Below are 20957 nucleotides of genomic sequence, written 5' to 3'. Positions count from 1 at the left end.
AAGCCTGTAAAGATCTTTCTACTAATGTCCTAAGGAACCGACTGCGCAAATGTCTAATTGGTCACCAAAACGCTAATTTCTTTGTCTCAGTTTTCAGCAATGATACCAAGTCTATGGTTTTGGTAGTTGTTGCAACACCACAATAAGTTCAGCTTGTTACACATAGGGTTGGTGATCCCTGCGTATCCAGCAAAGAGTTTGATTGCGGATCAGGTCTCAAGCCGCTGCAGTTGTTGACGGGTTGCTTCGAACCTGCAGTGTTGATGGTGAATGGTTCGGTCGTCTGAGCCTGATGGCACTTGGCGTGTAGCTATGTGACTGGCGGCCTGCTCTTCCGGCTTGCGCGAGGTCCATGGCAAAGGAGGGATTGCAGCTGTTCAGCCGCGACCAGCTGGGCAGCTGATGCGCGATCGGTGATGCAAGCAGCCTGCTCAGGCTCGGACGCAGCAAGTCTGCAAATCGATGTAGAGCCAGCTCTTCGCCATGGCGGTCATAGGGCAGTCGATTGATGGCAGAGTCGAGTCCGAACTGACGAACTCGGTCTTCTCCGACACGTCGATACAGCACTTCCAGAGTGGGCAGCTGATCCATCGACATCACGCATCCCTCATGCTCCATCAGGCTGCGCAGCACGGTGCAGAAGATTTCACTGGCCATGCGTTGCAGTCCTTCGCCAGGCTTTTCGCCCAGGCTTTTGTGTTTGTGATCGAACAGCCCAAGATCCACCTGCGTGATCCGGCTGGGTGCGACGTGCCGATACACCTCAGAGAGCAATCCCATTTCCAGACCCCAGTCGGATGGGATTCGCAGATTCATCGCCAGATCACGCGTGAACGCGAACTCCCCAGCCAGTGGATACCGGAAGGTCTGCAGGTAGCGGAGGTAGGGCAGTGTGCCGAAGATCTGTTCCAGGCTTGCCAGTAAGGGCCCGACAAACAGTCGTGTCGCACGCCCTTGCAGAGCCTGGGTTTCCAGCGACAGTCGGCTGTAGAAGGCCTTGACGTAGGCCATGCCATGGGATGGGTTGAGTAACGGGCGCAGCATCCGCTCTGGATAGCCCGACCCAAACGTGCGGATGTCTGCGTCAAACAGTCCGACCACCTCCGCCTGCTGGCAAGCAACTCCCAGCCCTTGCCACACTGCCCAGCCCTTGCCGGGGGGGCCTGTCAGATCCAGGCCCAGGCTGCCCATGGAAGAGAGCACCTCCCTCACGGCCGGGCCGTTGGTCCAGTGCACCTGCACCGGGAACGGCATGTCGGCGAAGAAGGCCTCAGCTGCTGCGACGTCCTCGCTGCTTTCAGCGGAAAGGGCGATCACCAGACAGGACAGTCCTGTCAGCTTGGACAGCGTGTCACGGATCAGGCTCAGCGCCGGCCTGTTGAATTCCTCCATCAGGCAAGGGATCAGCAGTGCTGTGGGCCTTTGCTGAAGCTCCTTGTTGAACTCGATGGCGTCGAGATTTCCAAGGCTGTAATCATGAACCGTGGTGATCAGGCTTTGCTGAAAATCCATGCGGTGTTCGATGCGACAACAGTGGAGAGGAACCTGTTTCATACCTGAGCGCAGCTCAGGTGAAACGTGATGCAGGCTCCGAGCGAAGAAACGCTGCGAAACCTGCTGAGCGATCTCTATCCCGAGGATTCTTCCGGGGATCTCCAGGCCCTGTCGTCGCAATTGCTGCAAATTCTCGGTCCGGCTTCAGTGCACGCCGATCCCACAGTCGGCAACCACTGCTGGAAGCGAGACGATGTGGTGCTGATCACCTATGCGGATTCTGTAGTGGATGATGCAAAACCTGGATTGCAGGGACTTTGCAGCTTCGTGAATCGCCATCTCGCGATCTTTGCTCCCGTGATTCATGTGCTTCCGTTTCTCGAGGCCACGAGTGATGGCGGATTCGCAGTGTCCAGCCATGAACGGCTGGAGTCCCGTCATGGCGACTGGAGTGACCTTGCGGCCCTGGCTGAGGGGCGTCGCTTGATGGCGGATCTGGTGCTCAATCATGTGTCGGCATCCCATCCCTGGGTGCGTCAGTTTCTGCGAGATGAGGAGCCAGGTCGTTTCTGCGTGCTTGAGGCTGCACCTGATCCCTGTTGGGATGATGTGGTCCGTCCCCGAAGTTCAGCACTGTTCACAACCCTGCAGGGCTCGGAGGGTTGCCGCCAGGTGTGGACCACATTTGGCCCGGATCAGGTTGACCTGGATTGGCGTTGCTCCGAAGTTCTGCTCGGTTTCACCCGTCTGCTCAAGCAGAAGCTTGCCCATGGCGTTCGCTGGATTCGACTCGATGCGGTTGGTTTTGTCTGGAAGGAGCCGAACACAGCGTGCATTCACCGTCCCCAGGTCCATCGACTCGTGGAGGTGCTGCGTTATCTGTTGACGCATGCCTGCGGTGGACAGGGTGTGGTGGTGACGGAGACCAACGTTCCTGAGCAGGAGAATCTCTCCTACCTGCGCAGTGGTTGTGAAGCTCATCTCGCCTACAACTTCCCACTGCCTCCCCTGTTGATGGAAGCAACCATGAGCGGCTCTGCTGATCTGCTCAACAGCTGGTTGTCACGCTGGCCTCAGCTTCCCAATTCAACGGCGTTGCTCAACTTCACGGCGTGCCATGACGGCGTGGGCCTGAGACCACTGGAGGGTCTGATGTCTCATCAGCGTCTGTTGAATCTGTTGATTGCCTGCGAGCAGCGTGGGGGTTTGGTGAGTCACCGTCGCCTGGCTGATGGTGTCGAAGTGCCCTATGAGATCAACATCAGCTGGTGGAGCGCCATGGCGGATGGGGGTGTGGATCCAGCCCACCTGCAGCGTGAACGCTTTCTACTCACTGAACTCCTGAAACTGGTGCTTCCAGGAATTCCGGCCTTTTATCTCCCTGCCCTGCTTGCCAGCCCGAACGATCTTGGGCGCTTTCGACAGAGTGGTCATCGCCGGGACCTCAATCGGCCTCAGTTCAAAGCAGCGGCGCTTGAACGGCGTCTTGATGATCCCGACAGTGATGCAACCGCTGTTCTGACGACTCTGCGGCGAGCCCTATCGGTGCGGGCCGAGCTGCAGGCCCTCCATCCCGACAGCCGGCTGGAAGTACTCAGCGTGGATCGTGTGGATCGTGTCGTTCTGCGTTGCTCCCATCAGGGTCACAGTCTTGTGGCCGTACATAATTTCACCCCCTCTCGCCTGACCTTTGATCCAACCCTTCTTGGCGGGCGTGATGATGTTGTGTGGGTGGATCGCCTCACTGATCAGAGTTTTATTCCGCGAAGGCGGCATGCACTGGAGCCGTATGCCGTGCTCTGGCTGGTGCAGTCATGACGGAGATTTCAAAACCCAACTGGTGGGTGGTGACTGATCTCGACGGCACGCTGATGGACCATCACTACGACTGGTCGGCGGCGATGGGTGCGATCCGTTGCCTGCAGCGTCACCGCATTCCTGTGATCCCCTGCACGAGCAAGACGGCAGAGGAAGTGCTTCGTTTTCGTGAACTGGCGGATCTCCACGATCCGTTCATTGTCGAAAATGGAGGAGCCATCTATGGAGAATCCGCTAACGGTCAGCTTTGGCAGCAGGATCTTGGCCCATCCTGGAGACAACTCAGACCGCAACTTGCCGATCTGCAGCATGAGCTCGGGGAGCCGCTCCTGGCCCTGGATGATCTCAGTGAAGCTGACGCCGTTCGGCTTCTAGGTCTCAGCGGTGAAGCTCTGAAGCAGGCACAGCGCCGTCAGTGCAGCGTTCCTTTTGTCCCACCGAAGACTCCTGAATCTCGGCATCGTCTTCAGGTGCTGGCTGAGATGCAGCAGCTGTGTGTGGTTCAGGGCAATCGCATGGGCCATTTGCTGGGTGCCGGTGTGAGCAAGGGCCGGGCACTGCAGACCCTCAAGCAACGCCTTGGCGCTTCCGGTGTGAAGGTTCTCACCCTGGGGGATTCTCCGAATGATCTGCCGCTGCTGGAGGCTGGTGACTCTGCGGTGGTGGTTCCGGGACCGGCCGGAGTGCATCCTGAGCTTCAGTCCGCTGTGGATGAGGGCCGCTTTCATCTGGCGCCAGCACCTCATGCTGAGGGATGGTCGGTGTCTGTGCTGCAGTTGATTCCGGGGTTGCAGGGCTTCAGCCACTGATCAGTTGTTGCCATAGCCGTTCAGGCTCCGACCAGGGATTCAGGACCATTCCGTTCACCGCCTTCAGAGATCTGCAGCTGAGGCTGTTGATCAGCAGCACGTTGTCGTGTGCATTCAGCTCCTCCCCGAGCGAGGCTTCTCTGACCATTCCCTGCTCCACGGCCTTTGCCCGCATCACTCCCGGCAGGCAACCGCTGCTCAGGGGCGGAGTGATCCATTCGCCCTGCCGATGCACCAGCAGATTGGCGCTATCAGCGCAGCAGAGATCGTTGCTCGTGTTGCACAGCAGACCCACGTCGGCTCCCTGTTCCTGAGCTTCACGTCTGGCCTGGATTGACTGACCGTAGGCGAGGGTTTTGCAACGGCTCAGAACACTGTTGGGGTTGCGTTGTTCAAGCACGCTGACCCAGGCTGTTATCGGCTCAAAGCCGGGCTGATGGGGTTGAAGAGTCAGCCAGAATCGGTGCCGAGTTGGATTTGGATCATCGCTTGGCAAGCCGATTCCGCGCCCGGATGAGCTGCCGCGGCTCCAGTTGAGACGCAGTGCTCCTGCTGAACCTTCACGGTTCAGTGTGGTTCTGTTTATCGCTTCGCTGATGAGTTCTTTCAGCTCTTCTGCACCAGGAGGCGCTGCCATGCCGAGCCATGCGGCACTTCGCTGCCAACGCTGCAAATGTTCGTTCAGCAGTCGGATTTGTCCATCCTGGACCAGGATCGTCTCGAACAATCCGTCAGCAAGTTGCAGACCTCGATCCGTAAGCGGGATACCCAGAGCATCAGCACTGTTCCATTCGCCGTTGCTCCAGCCGATCGCTTCGGCGTTCATGTGAGTGCCTCCAGCAAGGGCAGCAGTTTCCAGTCGAGTTCGTCGGCTTCAGCCTCAGGATCGGAGTCAGCCACAATTCCGCACCCGGCATGGAGACGTAGTTGTTCGTCTTTGCGCAGCAAGGTTCGGATCAGGATATTGCTGTCGAAGCGACCATTCCAGTCGAGATGAAGCAGCGACCCGCAATAGGGACCGCGTCCCTGAGTTTCCAGCTCATGCAGACGTTGGCAGGCCCTCAGTTTCGGCGCGCCCGTAATCGAACCCCCTGGCCAGCTCGCCTCCAGCAGATCCACCCATGTAGCTTGCGGTCTCAGCTGTCCGGTCACGACTGAAGTGAGATGGTGGACCCGGGCATAGCTCTCAAGGCGTACAAGCTCAGGTACCTGCACCGATCCCGGACGGCAGACACGTCCGAGATCGTTGCGAAGCAGATCGACGATCATCACGTTTTCCGCACGATCCTTGGCACTGCAGACCAGGTCAGCTGCGAGGTCATCGTCGATGACGGGATCGGCATGGCGCGGCCGTGTTCCTTTAATCGGCCGTGTCTGCACAGCACCATCGGGCTCTACCTGCAGAAAACGCTCCGGTGAAGTTGAGAGCACCGCTTCACCTGCTGCAGTTCCATTGCCTACCAGCAGACCGCTGAAGGGAGCAGGGCATTGATGACGCAGCCGCCTGTAGAGATCCAAATTGTCGACCTCAGAATCGATGCTGCTGCTGGTGCAGCTGGTGAGGTTGGCCTGGAACAGATCGCCGCTGGCAATCAACTCACGGATCCGGCTCACGCCAGCCATATAGCTGGAGCGGTCGCTGTGGCGATGCCAGCTGCAGCCCAGCATTGGCCACTTGCGTGGATGGCGTTTTTCAGTGCTCAGGGTTTCCAGGCAACTGGCCATGGCAGCGTGGCGTTCAGGGTCGATCCCCTCCAGATGAACTTCTCTGGATTGAAGATCAAACCGCAGCACGGGGTCATGTCGTGCGATCCAGAGAGTGGCCATCACATCGCGACGCCAGGGGTTGGCGGGCTCAGTCCAGGCTGCAGCGTCATAGCTGAGCCATCCGGTCCAGTGTCCTGAACTGAGTTTTCGCAGGGTTGTGAAGGGATTTGTGGCGCCGGGGTCACCAGGAAGTCCTCGGCAGCAGCGATGCTCCACAGGATCGGCCGCAAGGATGATGTGCCGTCCCAGCTCGCTGCCGTCGCCGTCAAGCCAGATCAGCCCCTGCTCACCGTGGCTGCAGGCCAGGCTTTCAGCGACTAGCTCGGGCTCGAGCCATGCAAACCGCCTGCGCAGCAGGGTCATCGGTTCGCGCTGCTGCACAGGTCGGGTCGACCTGCATCACGCAGGGCCGCATCACGAATGCGACAGCTGTCGCAGACACTGCAAGGTTTACTGCCTCCGCTGTAGCAGCTCCAGGTAAACCCGATGGGCACACCCAGTCGCAGGGCTTCCTCCACGATCCGTTGTTTGCTCCATTCCACCAGAGGTGCCCAAAGTCTGGGTCCATGGCCCTCACGACCCACTTTGCTGCTGAGGTTGGCAAGGGTCTGAAAAGCTGCCAGGTAGTCGGGCCGACAATCGGGATATCCCGAGTAGTCGACGGCGTTGACCCCGAGCACGACGCATTCGGCGTTGCGAGCTTCGGCGAGGCTGAGGCCGATGCTGATGAACACCGTGTTGCGTCCTGGCACATAGGTGGTCGGGATGACTCCCTCCTGTACGCCATTGGTCGGTAATGTCTGTTGTTGATCGGTGAGTGACGATCCACCCCAGCTGGCCAGGTTCACGCTGATGGTGTGGTGCTCCGTCAGGTTCAGAGCTTCCGCGATTTGGCAGGCCGCCTGCAGTTCACGACGATGGCGCTGACCGTAATCAAAGGAGAGTCCGATCACGCGTCCGCCGGCTTCGATTGCCAGGGCTGCCGCTGTGGCGGAATCCAGTCCGCCTGACAAGAGGGCAATCGCTGTGAAATTGGTCATGCTGAGCATTCTGTTGCCCACGGGGTGATGATGAAGCCTCCGCATCAGCTGTTGAAACCGATTGCCAGCCTGGCTGGTGGTTTGTCTCTGGCCCTGCTCGTTTCAGCACCCTGTTTTGCCGTACCCCGGCTGAATCTGAGTGGCTATCCCAATCCAGCTCCCGGGCTGAAGCGCTGGGTGATTCAGCCACCGGGCCTGCTGCCCAGGAGTTCGGATCCATTGATCTCCGCGAAACCGATCGACTGGCGGATTCAGCTGATCGTGGGCCAGACGGTCATGCTCGACTGCAATGTGCAGCGTCTTGCAGGCTCGGGGATGACCATGCGCATGCTGCCCAGGGCTTCAGGAAAGGCTCTGTTTGAAGTTAAGGGCCCAGTTGCTGTGATCAGCACGAAGATGGCCTGTCCTGATGATCAGTCCAGCAAGAGTTCCTTCCTTTCATTGGGCAAGCAGCCTTATCTGGTGCCGTACAACGCGGCCTGGCCGATCGTTGTGGATCTGCCCGACACCTTGCAGCTGCGCTGGCGGATCTGGAAGGCGGAGACCCGTCAGCACAATGGTCTGCAGCTTTGAATCACAGCTGCCGTAGAGAGTCAGTTTTACTTTGGAAGCTGTTCAGTAACAGCTGCAAATAGCTGACCTTGCGCAGTTTGATGTTGGCTGTGAGTGACATACCCACCTGCAGTGGTAACTGTTTGCCGCTTTTGAGTTTGAGTTGTTGACTATCCAATTTGATCACTGCTGGGTAGGTGTATTCCTGGCGCATCTGTTCTGGGTTGGGAGGAAGTGAGTCAGATCCCAAAGATTCAACGGTCCCTTCCAGCACTCCGAAGTCACTGGCTGGGAAAGAGTCGATGCTGATGTCGGCTGGTTGTCCTGTTCTTACGAAGCCAATTTTGTTGCTCGGGATCATCACATTGGCTTCAAGTGTGTTGAAGGGCACCACCTTCAACATCACCTCAGACGACATCGACTGAGAGATGAAGCCAGGGTTATTGATCTTCAGATCAAACACGATTCCATCTACCGGTGCGCGCAAAATTTGGTTTTTGTTGGTCACCCGCACTTCGGTGAGGTTGGCGTTGAGTTGGGCACGTTCACTGCGCAGACCAGCCAATTCGGCATTGAGTTGCTCGATCTGCTGGTCAACCTGGTTGACCTGACGTCGACCATCAATCTCACGTTTGGTTAGTTCACCTTGGATTTCCTGAACTCTGTTCAACTGCTGCAGGTACTGCAGTTCAGGCACTGCACCGTCTGTTGATAGGCCTGAATAGCGTTCGAGGATTTCCTGCTCGAGGCTGAGGTTGGTTCGGGCGCTGGCCACCTGTTCGCGATTCAGATCGAGGGTGCGTTCACGTTCCAGTTTCTTGAGCAGGAGTTGTTGCTGCTTCTGACTGATCTGAGTTGTTTTCTCATCAACACCTTTGATGAGAGACTTGAGTTGTTCGCCGCTGCTTTCCTGATCGAGTTGGATCAGAGCCTCTCCTTTTTTGACTCGCTGACCATTTTTTACGAGGATTGTTTCCACCACGCCGCCGGGAGGGATCCTCACGTCTTTGACACTGCCAACCGGTTCAAGTTTTCCGGTTGCCACAACAACTTCTTCGGTGCGAGCAATGGCCAGCCAGCTGATACCGATCACAGTGGTGCCGATCAGGCTCCAGGTGACCGTTTTCATCCAGAAACGGCTTTGTTGAAGCACATTGTCTTGATCTGAGATTGTTGTGATTCGTTTCTCCAAAGCTGAGCGAGCTTTTTTGACCAATTCGCCAGCTGTGTTGCTTGTGTCGTTGTTGTCGGAATTCATGCTCATCTCAGTTTGCCTCCTGCTGGCGATAAAGGGCGTAATAACGACCACGACTTTCCATCAGTTCGTCGTGGGTTCCCTGCTCGACTACCGCACCCTGATGCATCACAACAATCAGATTGGCCCGCCTGACGGTTGAGAGGCGGTGGGTGATGAAGAAAACGCTGCAGTCATGGAGAGACTGAATCAGGTTGTCGCAGACCTTGCGCTCGGTTTCATAGTCGAGTGCGCTTGTGGCTTCATCCATCACCAGCAGTTTGGGGTTAGCCAGAAGAGTTCGAGCGATGGCGATCCGCTGTCGTTGCCCTCCGCTGAGAGATGCACCCCTTTCGCCAACCTGCGTACTGTATCCAGCAGGCAGCTCCATGATGAAATCATGAGCGCATGCAACCTTTGCGGCAAGAACGATCTCTTCACTGGAGGCGTCAGGATGAGTCAGCGCAATGTTTTCGTTGACGTTTCCTGAAAAGAGCAATGGATCCTGAGGAACAATCCCGATCTGTCTGCGTAGTGAGTAGAGCTCGACTTTGTCGATGTCGTAACCGTCGATCAGGATCCTGCCCTGATCCGGTGAATACAGTCGTGGAAGCAACTTCATCAGTGTGCTTTTCCCGCTGCCGCTCTGTCCAACGATGCCGACGAATGTGCCGGCTTTCACTTGCAGTGATACATCATTGAGAACAGGAGCCGTTCCTGGACTGAATGCAAAGCTGAGGTTGTCAAACGTCACTGCACCGTCGATGGGTGGAAGTGGAACCTTGGCTTTGTCCTGCTCATTGGATTCCTGGGGGGTGTCGATGACGTCGGCCAGCCGCTCGAAGCTCACTCGCAATTCCTGGATTGTTTGCCAGATCGACGAGAGTCGAAGTAGAGGTTGCGTCACATAACCCGAAATAATCCGGAAAGCGATCAATTGGCCGAGGGTGAGATCTCCTGACAGCACCAAGGAGGCTCCCACCCAGAGCACCAGCAACTGGGAGATCTTCTGCAACACCTGAGAGGTTTGGCTCAGGGTTGTGCCTGTGATGGTCTGCTCAAAGCTGCGGTTGATGTACTGGCCATAGCGCTCTTGCCATGTCCAGCGACTGATCATCTCCACGTTCTGGCTTTTCACCGTTTGAATCCCGGTGAGGACCTCAACAAGATGACTTTGCGTGGATGCATTGGCTTCAGCAGATTTGCGGTACTGACGGCGGAATAGAGGAGCTCCCAGGAGGGTCAGGCCGATCTGGATCGGCAATACGGCCAGTGCAACCAGAGTGAGCACCCAGCTGTAGATCAGCATCACCACGATGTAGATCACGGAGAAGGCTGCATCCAGAACAGTCGTCAGGGCCTGACCGGTGAGGAAGTTACGGATTTTTTCCAGTTCGCTGATACGAGAGCCCAGCTCGCCGACGGGGCGTTTGTCGAAATAGCCGAGTGGGAGTCTGAGCAGGTGATCGATCACTTCAGCCCCTAGGCGCTGATCGATTCGGTTGGTGGTTTCCGCGAAAAGATAGGTTTTGAGACTGCCCAGCACTCCTTCCAACAAGGTGACTGCGACAAGAGCGAATCCCAGCACCTGCAGGGTGTCGAGACTGCGCTGGTTGATCACTTTGTCGATGATCACCTGGATTAGCAGGGGATTGGCGAGGGTGAAAAGCTGCACGACAAAACTTGCAGCCAGCACCTGAACCAGCACACCGCGGTAGCGCTTCAGGGCTGGCCAGAACCATGCAGGTCCGAATTTCTGTTCTGGTGTAGTACTCGTGCGGTCCAATAGCAGCAGATCGATTCCCTGTGGGAAGGCCTGCTCCAACTGATCCGCATCAAGTTCCACAAACCCCTGACTCGGTGAGGCCAAGAGCAGGCCGCGCTCATCGCTGCGGATGGCCAACGCAAAGGCTTCGCCCCAAGGCACCATGGTCGGTGTCTGCAGGCGCATTCCCATCTGTGTCGATACCTTCGCTCCAGACACATGCAGGCCGAGGCCGGCAGCGATCTGGCCGCAGAGCCTGAGTGTTGGCGCCTGACCGCGGCGCAGTTGATCACGCAGGACCCGCTCGATCGCATCGCGACGGAACGGTAGTTTCATTAACTTTGTGAGCATCTGGAAGCAGGCAAGTGTTTCTTCCAGCACTCCTTCTCCTGAAACGAAGAAATCACGATTTCCCTCGTTCTTCTGGTTGAAACGACTCACTGGCGGCCGCAGAGGAGCTTGAGGGATCTGCTTTTCGTTGAGCTTGTTACTGGTGGTTGAAGTGACTACTTCAGGATTGACTAGTTTTGTTTGTTCTGAAGGAACGAGTGTTTGCGCTGCTGAATCGGGGAGTGCGATCAGTCGCGCGGCCAGACCATGCTGATCGAGGGGTAAGGCGTCGATATCGCCGGCGAGGCTGAGCTCATCTCCAAGCGAAACCGTCTCTGTTTCGCTGACTTGACTGGCAAGGAAGACTCGCTTTCCGTCTGTAAGAGCTTGTTGAACTGCGGCGGAGTTGGATGCATCAAGCGTCTGAGCCATTGGAAGCAGTTCCGCTAACAAGCTGCTTATTGGACGAGACTCACTTGGTGACTTTTCAAGTTGAATTTGAACTAAGGCTGCCAGCTCAGCTTCCCAAAGGTTGTCACGACAGGCTGCTGCGATAGCGGCGTCTGTTTTGACCATTTCGAGAAGCACGTCATCCTTGAGGCTGTAAGCGACAAGCTCGGATGCGGCTCTCACTTCTTCACAAGGAGCGCAACGCAGGAGCGATGCCAACCCCACAAAACTTCCCTCCTGCAGGCGAGCGATCGTGCTCAGTCGTCCGTCTTGATCCCCAAGAAGGCGAGCGTTGCCGCTTTCGATCAGCAGAATTTGGCTAGGTATGAATTCTTTTTCGCAAAGCGGTTGCCCTGGCTTGAAGCGCAGGTTTTGTCCCTCAGCGAGAAATCTGGAGCGCAGCGCTTCGAGCTCGTTTGATGATGCAGATTCCAGTGTCTTCAGGGCGCGGTCAATCCATCTTCGGATGAGCAGACGGATTTGACTACTGCTTTGGTCTCCGTCGCTAACCAGTCTTCTAAAAGCTCTGTGGCCATTCGCTTTCTCATCGTGTCGTTGAAACTTGCTTCATGACGCGTTTCCAGTCGGGTCACGACCCACCATTGCTCGATCAGGGTGGGTTCCATCACTACTCCGGGTGTAGCAGTTCTCAACACTTGTTGAAGCTTTGGATGTGCTCGCATCAAGCTCGAAGGACCAACCTTGCCTCCGCTGCGATTCTCGGGTCCTTCGCTGTGATCGCTGGCCAAGCTTTCAAATGTGGCTTCATTCGCTTCCAACTGCAGATACAGTTCGTGCGCGATATTTGGGTCCTTGACCCGTAGAAGACTGTAGGTCACCTGGTCGAGTTCTTCTTTTCGTTGTAGAAAACGCGCCTCCGCCTGTAATCCGAAATTGTCCATAGCCAGCTTGGTCAGCTTCAAAGGGAGGCTTAATTTTTGCAGCAGTTCCTCCATGCTTAAACAATGATCTTTTAGCCAATTGCTTAAAGCAGCTTCGTTATTGAGCTGCTGCTGCTGGCAATGATTTGTTAGCGCATCCTTGACGAGTTCTCCTGGCGGAGTCATATCAGCAGTGGCTTGTTCCATGAGTTGTAGGCGTGTCAGCTCATGGAGTAGATCGTGCCGTCGCAGGAGATCGATCGTGTCGGCACCTAATGCCGCGAGAGATGCTTGAAGTGAGGGACGGAAGTCTTCCATGAATCAGAAGATAGCTCTGGATCAGACCAGTTTCCGAGAGTTTGAATCATTGGGTCACAAGCGGGTCTTCAATACTTTCCAAGGCTCAAGGTTCCAGGAATGTGATCTTTTAAGTGCTGATGGTCTCTATAAGAGAAATTATTTTGATTGTTTTGGCTTGTGCTATTCGGCAATAGTCAGTCTGATGCTTTGCCTTTTGCCATTCGCTTTTATTTGTTATTCATTGAGCTTCGCTATGCTGATGAGGTGATTCAAATCTCAGCATGCTGTGATCTTGCTCACTGAGGAAAAAGACCGTTCTTAGCAGGCCTTGATGGGGAATTTGTTTGGAAGAGTTGATGTTATTCAGGACCCTGAAATATGGGCTGAATAAGAACCATATGACGTCCCTTGGGCTTGTCGTCACCTCAAGAAGGTTTGCCTGTTCAGTTCGGTGTGCTGCTTGCTGTCAGTGAACAGGGCTTGCCATTCACAGTCAGCGTGAGTTTCACGTTCACCGCCTGGGAGGGATTCAGATTCAGGGGCAACCGTTGCACAGTGTTAAAGCGGTTGAGGGGACTCATCACGGGCTGACGTGTCCAGGAGAAAAAGCTTGAGATTGTTCCTTGCTGCCATGAAGCTTGCTCAATCTGCACTTGCTGTGTCTGCTCGCTGGTGTTGTACACCTTCAATTCAATGTTCAGCGCATGGGAGTGGCTGGGGGTTTGAGGGATCCCAGGGCTGATGGAGCCTGGTGGAAGAGCACCATCAGGAAATCGTGGCGTGGTGTCAATCCATGTGCGCAGTGAGGCCTGGATCGAATCTGTATTACAGGAATGGGATGAATGCATGGTGATTGTGGTGATGGTTGATTTCAGCTGCTGAAGTTGGAATGGCTGATTCAATACCGGGAATAAAAACGAAAGTCCTAGCCAGCTCATCAGGAAGGAAAGCATGATTGTTTAATGGGATGAAGTGAATCAAGAAAAAAGGGAGCTGTCAGTTCAGCTCCCGTAATGAATCAGAGCGAGTTGTGTTCAGTGATCAGATGTTGGAGTACCGAACATCAGCTCCGAGCTGACGCAGTTGAGCATGGGTCAGGCTGAGATGACGTCTGTCATGGGGGTTACGGATGTCAAAGCGACCGGTGGATGCGTCATAGCCAACGATTGAGTAGGCATGGCTCCGAATCCCTGTACTGATGTCGGTCTCGCCGGCGTTGGAGTCGGTGGCCAAGGCATTGAATCCACGCACAGTGACAATCTGGTTGGAGTTGACCATGTTGATCAGTTCGGCCTCGCTAACTCCTCCGGTTCCGCTCAGGTTGAGTGCTTCATGAGTAGCGGCCAGCCCGGTGATATGCGTGATGGCAGTAGCGGAGTTGCCACCATTGATTCCTTGGTAGGAATTAGTGCCATCCTGACTGATGCGACCGGATTCATTCACCTGGGCATAGGCCTTCTCAGCCAGAGCGACCCACAGCTCGTTGTTGTTGGCAACGATGTCCTGTGAACTGTTGTCTCCGCCATCGTTGGCGTAGAGGTATCTACCGCCGGCAGTCGTCGCCATCTGACGGTCGACCGTTACATAATCGACTTTGCCGTTGGTAAAGAAGCGGACGGACCAGGTGCCATCCCCATTGTCGGTGAACATGTCGTTGATGAAACTCGGTTTGTCATTGGCGGTGCCAGCGAGACCGGAAAGCAGATAACAGGTGCCGATGGCTCCCTGGTCGACATCATCGTGGCTGACGCTGCCATCGGTGAGAGTTCCCCCAGCGGTGGTGTAGGAGCCCGCCAAGGCACCGCTGTCATCGCGGTGAATGGCAGGTCGGTCGGTGCCGAACATGTGCTTTCCGATCAGCAGGTTGAGTTGGTTCCTGCTGCTGCCTGCGGCCAGATCACCAAGAGAATCGCGGATGCTGTCGGAGCCTGTGTACCACTGGTTGCTGTCGTCATGGAAGACAACTTTCTCAGAGAGCACTTTGATGTCATCGCGCATCAGATGATCAGTGCGGTTCCAGAATCTGCGCAGATCAGTCAGCTCGGTTCCAGTGACTGAGCCATAGTCCCCAGCACTTTTGAGAACACCGATTACATCATTGCGTGAGAAGCGGTTGTCGAACTTGATGGAATTAAGAGCTGCGTTTTCAATGCTCTGGTCACGAATCAGGGTTTTCAGGCTCCGCTCAAGCCCATCAGCTTGTTTGGAGATGCTGAGGCTGTAGCTGGTGGCACCATGATTCCAGGGCCTCCGCTCGTAGCTGTAGGCACGGGCGTAGTAAGTGCCCTGGTTCAGACGTTCGGAGAAGGATTCAGAGAGCCGTCCGGCTCGATCGGAGAAGTCGAGTAGGCGACCGCTTTGGTTGTAAAGGGCAAGACCTGCATTTCGGCCAAGTCCTCTCAGGCTGAAATCGTAAGTGCCGTCTTTACCAGCGGTGAACTTAAACCAATCGTTTCTATCGCGAACTCCAGAATATGTGTAGCCAATCTGGCCTTGAACATTCTTGCCCTGACGGTAAGCGACAGTGCCCAGATTAAAGGCATTGCGGCGACTGTCGGTGCGGTCAAAACCAGCGCGTTCATCTGCAGAGAAGCTGCCGGTGCGGGTGGTGCGATTGCGGAAACCACGATTTCTCGTGCGCTCATCTCTGTTGAACTGTCGTTGGGAGAGCAGGTTGTTGACTTCATTCTGCTCAGCGTCGGTGGTGTCACCGCCTTGAATCAGAACATCGCCTGCGCCGTCTGTAAGGGTTGCGCCATCGTCTGCACTCCAGGGATCATTGGCCATCGTGCCGAGGAACTGATCATTCAGGGCAGACTTGTTGAATTGATTGTTATCTTTAAAGCCATAAGAAGAGGCGTCCTGAAGATTTGATGCTGCCTGATTAGGCTGCTTGTTCTGCAGAATATCCTGAAGGAATTGCTGGTCTTGGTTGGATTCGAACATGAAGAGAGAGAGGTTTGAGGACGCAAGGATCAGTCCTTGTTGAACTCACAATCTCCCGTTACCGATACAGATGATGTGATTCAAATCTCAGCGTGCTGTGATCTTGCTCACTGAGGAAAAACACCATTCTTTGCGGGCCTTGTTGGGGAATTTGATTGGAGTAAGTAGTGTAAAGATTTTGTTGTGAGTTTGTTCCTGGAGTTTCAAAGCCTCCCCCCTCTTCCTCTCTACTTTTTATAGGTTTTAGGCCTTTAAGAACCCTTTGCCCATTCGTATTGGGCTCTTAGTTCAACTTCAGATTAGGAAGTTACCGCTGTGTTGGAGATCACCTGCAGCATCTTCAACGACAGCCATCAGATCACCGCGTTGGTAGAGAAACACGTCATCACCGCGATTTTTGAGTTAAGAGCAAGATGTTCTTGTTCCCAGCTTTGCGACGAGACGCAAATTTCAATAGCTCAGAGGAGGTCTGAGCGAGTGTCCGATCACCACAGCGCCCAGAGGTTGGTCGATACGTTTGGTGGTTTTTGAGAGGAGGTTAGTTCTGAGATTTTTCAGAACTTTGTTCAGTAGCGTTTTGGTCACGAGGGCACTGCCCAGTATCTGGACCGAGTGGCGACTGCGCTGGTTGAGCATCTTGCCAATGATCACCTTGATTAGCGGGGATTTGCGAGTGTGCAGAGCTGCATAACAGAGCTGGCAGCAAGCACCTGAATCATCTCATCGTGCTCCCGCTTGTAGACAGTCCACTCCAGTTAGGACCGATGTCTGCTCTGGCGTTGTGTCTGTGCGCTCAAACAACAGTAGACCGATCCCTTTCAGGAATTTGTTCTCAAGATCTTTGGCGTTTAGCTCCACAAATATTTGGCTTGGCGAAGCTAACAGCAGCCCGCGCTGATTGCTGCGCACTACCAGTGCAGAGGCTTGTCCCTAGGGCATCAGGGTTGGAGTCTCTTTACGCATGCCCATTCGGGCTAATACTTATGCCACGTACAGATATAGCGCAAACTTAGCTGCAATCTTCTTGGAAACTCTAAGGTTGGGTGTTTGGTCTAGCCGCAGCTTATCGACTTAAATATGTTTAGCGCATCACGAGGGATGATAAGTTCATCAACTTGGTGAGTATCGGGAAGCAGGCTAGGGTCTCTTTAGGAACCCTCTTCTGCATGGAAACATTGCGATTAACTTTCTTTATCTGATTGAAATGACCGATCGCTGAGGCTTGAAGAATATGCTCAATATATAATAAAATAATGTATTTACTGATGGCAGGGGAAGATTAATTTCTTGCAATATCTCAGTAGGAGAGTGCCGGTACTGGTCAGCTGAGATAAAAATTGAAGTCAATGAGCTTTTCTTTTTTGAAAGCTTGGCTTTGGCCTGCAATTTGATTCCATGCAAATGTATATTGCTCAGATGAAATTAATCTGATTATCGCCATTGAGGTCGATATTGAAGTCAGTTTCTAAAGAAAGGGCAGCAGAAGAGTTGAGTGCGATTTCTCCTTGACCACTGAATCGCTGCCAGTTGTTATCGAGTGACCAGGTGTGCAGGTAGTTGCCGCTCGTGTTTTTCCAAAGGACGGTATTGGTGCCATTGATGTTGGCAGCAGCAAGCGTTTGCCAACCGCTGTAGATGCCCTCGTGGATCTGCTTGCCATTCCAGGTGATAGCGATGGAGTCACCTCCATTAACGGAGACGGCATAGAGTCCAGTGACCGAATCTTGTTGAAAAGCAACTTCACCTGCAGTGTTGATGGTGGAGTAATTAGCACCGATGTGATTATTGCCGTTGAGGTCGATATTGAAATCAGTCTCTAAAGAAAGGGCAGCAGCGGAGTTGACTGCGATTTTCCCTTGACCACTGACTCGCCGCCAGTTGTTATCGAGTGACCAGGTGTGCAGGTAGTTGCCGCGGGTGTTTTTCCAAAGGACAGTATTGGTGCCATTGATGTTGGCAGCAGCAAGCGTTTTCCAACCGCTGTAGATGCCCTCGTGGATCTGCTTGCCATTCCATGTGATGGCAGTTGAATCACTACCATTGACGGAAACGGCATAGAGTCCAGTGACCGAATCTTGTTGAAAAGCGACTTCACCTGCAGTGTTGATGGTGGAATAGTTGGCGCCGATATAATTGTTACCGTTTAAATCGATATTGAAATCAGTCTCTAAAGAAAGAGCATCAGAGGAGTTGAGTGCGATTTCTCCTTGACCACTGACTCGCTGCCAGTTGTTATCAAGTGACCAGGTGTGCAGGTAGTTGCCGCGGGTGTTTTTCCAAAGGACAGTATTGGTGCCATTGATGTTGGCAGCAGCAAGCGTTTGCCAACCGCTATAGATGCCCTCGTGGATCTCCTTGCCATTCCATGTGATGGCAGTTGGCTCACTACCATTGACGGAAACGGCATAGAGTCCAGTGCCCGAATCTTGTTGAAAAGCGACTTCACCTGCAGTGTTGATGGTGGAGTAATTAGCACCGATGTGATTATTGCCGTTGAGGTCGATATTGAAATCAGTCTCTAAAGAAAGAGCATCAGAGGAGTTGAGTGCGATTTCTCCTTGACCACTGAATCGCTGCCAGTTGTTATCGAGTGACCAGGTGTGCAGGTAGTTGCCGCGGGTGTTTTTCCAAAGGACGGTATTGGTGCCATTGATGTTGGCAGCAGCAAGCGTTTGCCAATCGCTGTAGATACCTTCATGAATTTGTTTGCCATTCCATGTGATGGCAATCGAGTCGCCGCCATTAACGGAAACTGCATAGAGACCAGTGCCAGAGTCTTTTTGGAAGGCGACATCACCTGCGGTGTTTTGGTTTTCGTAGATCTGAATATCGGCGATACTTGCGTGATCAAAGTAATCTTTTCTTCCGTATTTAGCGCTGCTAAGCCAGCCGCTCTCTGATCCAAGCCCTTGAAAGCCATAGCTTATGGAAGCTGGCCGAACATTGAACAGTGTCTCCGAATCGTAATAGCTAATTATTTTTAATCCAGTTGAGGATGATCCTCTATTTCTTTGTACAGAGTCAAGTTCATAGTATCCAGAAATTCCCAGTTCATTGTGTGAGGTAGAAAATGAATCTTTTAAATCCTTATCTGCATCAATTTTTTCACCGGCCAATAATTTGCCATCTGTGTGTTCATCATTAACGAAACCAGTGAAGCTGTAAAAATCGCCGTTTCCATAAAAATATTTTCCTGAGATCTCCCAGTAAAAGGATGGTGCATCAGCTTCGTTGTAGTTGTTGATTAGGTCATTAGACTGTGTTTGGCGTGAAGTGAGATATGCGCTCTCGGAGCCCAAGCCTTCTGTTCCAGATGTAGTGGCATGCGGAATGACTGTAACTCTAGTTTCCGAATCATAGTAATCACCTATCAGAATAGAGCTATCAGCATTGCCTGTCTTATTGCTGGCAGAAGTAATCAAGTAGTAACCCTGATTGCCAGTTTCATTGATTATTTGGTCGAAGGAGTCTTCTTGACTATCGGTGGCATAGATCTTTTGTCCTACGGCAAAAGATCCGCCACCATATTGGCTGCTAATTGTGCCTGTAAAGAAGTAGTAATCTCCATTTCCATAGTAGTACTTACCTGCTACTTCTGAATAAGATGTCAAGGGGGCGACCTTGATATTGACATTATCAATTGCCCACTGATCCCAGTTGCGATTTGAATGAGTTTTCTGGCGCCAGCGTAGCTGGGTGCTGTTAGTCGCTACCTCCTCGGAGAGGATGGTTGTGTGGCTGCCCCAGCTGCGAGTGCTATTGCCGATGACATAAGTCTGGAGTTTTTTCCAGCTGCTTCCATTGTTGGAATATTCCAGCACCACCTCTTCTCCTGGGTCAACTTCCTCCCCGCCGTTAAAATCTGTTCCATAAATGAGGTCAAAGCTGATTGTTCCCCCATGATCAAGATCAATCGCTTTTGTGGTTGCTGAACGCTTCCCTGATCCAGTGAAAAAGAGGGAGTCGATGCGGCCGAAGAAGTTGCTGTTCACCGAGCCGTTGCGGATTGAAGACCAGAAGCTCTCGACTTGGCCACCATTGAAATCGTCGTCGAACGCTTCGGTTGGAGGATTGATCGGTGCCGGCGGAGGAGTGGGTGGCTGTGAAGCGGATGCCAATGCGAAAGGGTCGGATTGGCCTGCCGAGTTTGCCTGCACCATGTCTCCTTCTTTGACTCCACCCATCAGCAGTAATCCGGCGACGTGCGGTGCAGCCATGGACGTGCCGCTCAAATAGGCGAGATCTCCTCCCTGGTAGTAAGACAAGATGTTGACACCGGGCGCTGCCACATCAACATCATCACCACCAATGGAGTCGTCCCAATTCGACCAGGATGACATTAGATATTGATCATCGACAGCTGAAACTGTGTAGACGTTGCTGTGATCTCCTGCACTTGCTGGTGAGTAGTAATCAGCATCCGAGCCACTATTTCCGGCGGCAATTGCGAATTGGATTCCCTGGTCGGCAGCGTTTTTGACGGCTGTATCGAGGCCTGAACTGAATCCTCCGCCGAGGCTCATATTAATCACTGTTTTTGATTTATCGAGGCCGTTGCTATTAATCACGTTGACGGCGTGATTAATAGCACTGATGATTGAGCTGTAGCTAGCGCCTCCACCGCTGCTGTCGAACACCTTCAGCGAGATTATTTCTGCACCAGGAGCTACGCCAACTACGCCTATGCCGTTAGCCAATGCTGCAATCGTGCCGGCGACGTGTGTTCCATGGCCGCTACCATCGCTAAACGCACTTTCGCCGTTGATCCAGCTTTTTGACCAGGCGGTGTTGATATTGAGATCACCAGTTGTGTTAAGCACGCCTGAATCGATCACGAAGGCATAAGTGCCGTTGCCAGCATTGCCTTGAGCAGAAATGTCTTGTCCTGCCCAGACGGCCTTCACGCCATAAGGAAGGATTTCACCGCTGCTGGCAGTGCCGTTGTTGTAAATCGGTAATGAACTAATTGAGCCAACATTTCTGTCGGTTAATTGCTGTTCTATTTGTTGACCTTGAGCATCAATCCAAAATTGATCCAAGCTGACATCTTGTGCCAACCTGGTTTTGTATGACTTAAGGAGCTGGTCACTGGTTGAAAAGCTCTCATTTAGTGAGTCTCTGGTTTGCTCTAGCTTGATCTCCACTGGGGGAGTCATCGGCATCGGGCGATCGGCCTCGACGCTCTTAATGAATGGGCTTTGAAGGAGTTCCTTGGCTTCGGATGGGTTCAGCTCAATCAGGAAGCCGTTGATGGCGTCATAAAACTGAGTCGGTTTGGCGTTGATTCCTGCTTTGCGTAGCGTGGTTTCTATGCGATCACTCAGCGCATTGTTTTTGTCGTTTCCTTCGAAAAAAACGAAGTATTGATTGCTCGAAAATCCCTCCTTTGCTTCGCTGATCCACCTTTGGCTTTTGTTCGCCTCAAGCTGATCCAGCACATGCAGGATTCTGCGACCTTGCCAGGGCTGCTTTAGGAGATCAAGCCAGTGGTTCATAAAATCCAACTCAGTCTCGGGTCAAGAAGCCTTTTCACCCAATTGAAGCCATCTTACCCATTTCGCTGAATAGAGA

14 protein-coding genes are annotated in these 20957 nt (G+C 53.5%); 4 read left to right on the top strand and 10 right to left on the bottom strand.

All coding sequences use genetic code 11. The annotated features are described in order from the left end of the window. Positions 1–216 precede the first annotated feature (216 nt). The gene (locus tag SIB56_RS11205) at positions 217–1512 is read right to left on the bottom strand and encodes a glycosyl transferase (protein ID WP_413327333.1); all 1296 of its coding nucleotides are present in this window, start codon (positions 1510–1512) and stop codon (positions 217–219) included. Between the two features lie 69 nt (positions 1513–1581). Between SIB56_RS11205 and SIB56_RS11200 the strand changes: the two genes are divergently transcribed. Next, the gene (locus SIB56_RS11200; protein ID WP_413324016.1) at positions 1582–3312 is read left to right on the top strand and encodes an alpha-amylase family glycosyl hydrolase; all 1731 of its coding nucleotides are present in this window, start codon (positions 1582–1584) and stop codon (positions 3310–3312) included. After that, positions 3309–4121, top strand: coding sequence for an HAD-IIB family hydrolase (locus SIB56_RS11195; protein WP_413324015.1), 813 nt, complete (start codon positions 3309–3311; stop codon positions 4119–4121). Before SIB56_RS11200 ends, SIB56_RS11195 begins: the two co-directional genes overlap by 4 nt. Here SIB56_RS11195 and SIB56_RS11190 read toward each other — a convergent pair. From SIB56_RS11190 to queC, 3 genes are read right to left on the bottom strand one after another with little or no spacing between them, the layout of a single operon-like run. After that, positions 4111–4947 (bottom strand): aminotransferase class IV, encoded by an 837-nt coding sequence (locus SIB56_RS11190; RefSeq protein ID WP_413324014.1) that lies wholly within the window; start codon positions 4945–4947, stop codon positions 4111–4113. The two genes, SIB56_RS11195 and SIB56_RS11190, sit on opposite strands and share 11 nt — an antisense overlap. After that, positions 4944–6251: an anthranilate synthase component I family protein gene (locus SIB56_RS11185; RefSeq protein ID WP_413324013.1), complete on the bottom strand. Its 1308-nt coding sequence runs from the start codon at positions 6249–6251 to the stop codon at positions 4944–4946. Before SIB56_RS11185 ends, SIB56_RS11190 begins: the two co-directional genes overlap by 4 nt. Further along, complete coding sequence (gene queC, locus SIB56_RS11180; RefSeq protein WP_413327331.1) at positions 6248–6937, bottom strand: 7-cyano-7-deazaguanine synthase QueC; 690 nt, start codon at positions 6935–6937, stop codon at positions 6248–6250. The genes SIB56_RS11185 and queC overlap by 4 nt, the downstream gene beginning before the upstream one ends. An 18-nt stretch (positions 6938–6955) precedes the next feature. Here queC and SIB56_RS11175 point away from each other — a divergent pair, with 18 nt between their 5' ends. Further along, complete coding sequence (locus SIB56_RS11175; RefSeq protein WP_413324012.1) at positions 6956–7501, top strand: ecotin family protein; 546 nt, start codon at positions 6956–6958, stop codon at positions 7499–7501. A gap of 1 nt (position 7502) precedes the next feature. On the opposite strand, the gene SIB56_RS11170 is transcribed toward SIB56_RS11175, so the two are convergent. The 4 genes from SIB56_RS11170 to SIB56_RS11155 all read right to left on the bottom strand — a co-directional run bounded on the left by SIB56_RS11170 (position 7503) and on the right by SIB56_RS11155 (position 13021). Continuing rightward, positions 7503–8738 (bottom strand): HlyD family secretion protein, encoded by a 1236-nt coding sequence (locus SIB56_RS11170; protein ID WP_413324011.1) that lies wholly within the window; start codon positions 8736–8738, stop codon positions 7503–7505. Positions 8739–8745: 7 nt separating this feature from the next. Then, positions 8746–11628, bottom strand: a complete 2883-nt coding sequence (locus tag SIB56_RS11165) for an ABC transporter transmembrane domain-containing protein (protein ID WP_413327329.1) — start codon at positions 11626–11628, stop codon at positions 8746–8748. Between the two features lie 71 nt (positions 11629–11699). After that, the gene (locus tag SIB56_RS11160; protein ID WP_413324010.1) at positions 11700–12458 is read right to left on the bottom strand and encodes a peptidylprolyl isomerase; all 759 of its coding nucleotides are present in this window, start codon (positions 12456–12458) and stop codon (positions 11700–11702) included. 425 nt (positions 12459–12883) lie between these two features. Beyond that, the gene (locus SIB56_RS11155; RefSeq protein ID WP_413324009.1) at positions 12884–13021 is read right to left on the bottom strand and encodes a hypothetical protein; all 138 of its coding nucleotides are present in this window, start codon (positions 13019–13021) and stop codon (positions 12884–12886) included. 160 nt (positions 13022–13181) lie between these two features. On the opposite strand from SIB56_RS11155, the gene SIB56_RS11150 reads away from it, so the two are divergent. Further along, entirely contained in the window at positions 13182–13322 is a 141-nt protein-coding gene (locus SIB56_RS11150; protein WP_413324008.1) for a hypothetical protein, read from the top strand. A 159-nt stretch (positions 13323–13481) separates the two neighbouring features. Here the strand turns inward: SIB56_RS11150 and SIB56_RS11145 are convergent, their stop codons facing one another. Further along, positions 13482–15227 (bottom strand): C2 family cysteine protease, encoded by a 1746-nt coding sequence (locus SIB56_RS11145; RefSeq protein WP_413324007.1) that lies wholly within the window; start codon positions 15225–15227, stop codon positions 13482–13484. Positions 15228–16798: 1571 nt separating this feature from the next. Then, positions 16799–20881: a S8 family serine peptidase gene (locus tag SIB56_RS11140; RefSeq protein WP_413324006.1), complete on the bottom strand. Its 4083-nt coding sequence runs from the start codon at positions 20879–20881 to the stop codon at positions 16799–16801. Positions 20882–20957: the final 76 nt, after the last annotated feature.

The organism is Synechococcus sp. MIT S9503, from assembly GCF_047304175.1.
Lineage (GTDB): Bacteria > Cyanobacteriota > Cyanobacteriia > PCC-6307 > Cyanobiaceae > Synechococcus_C.
Note: the sequence above shows the minus strand (reverse complement) of the source record. Positions and strands in the feature narration are given on the sequence as shown.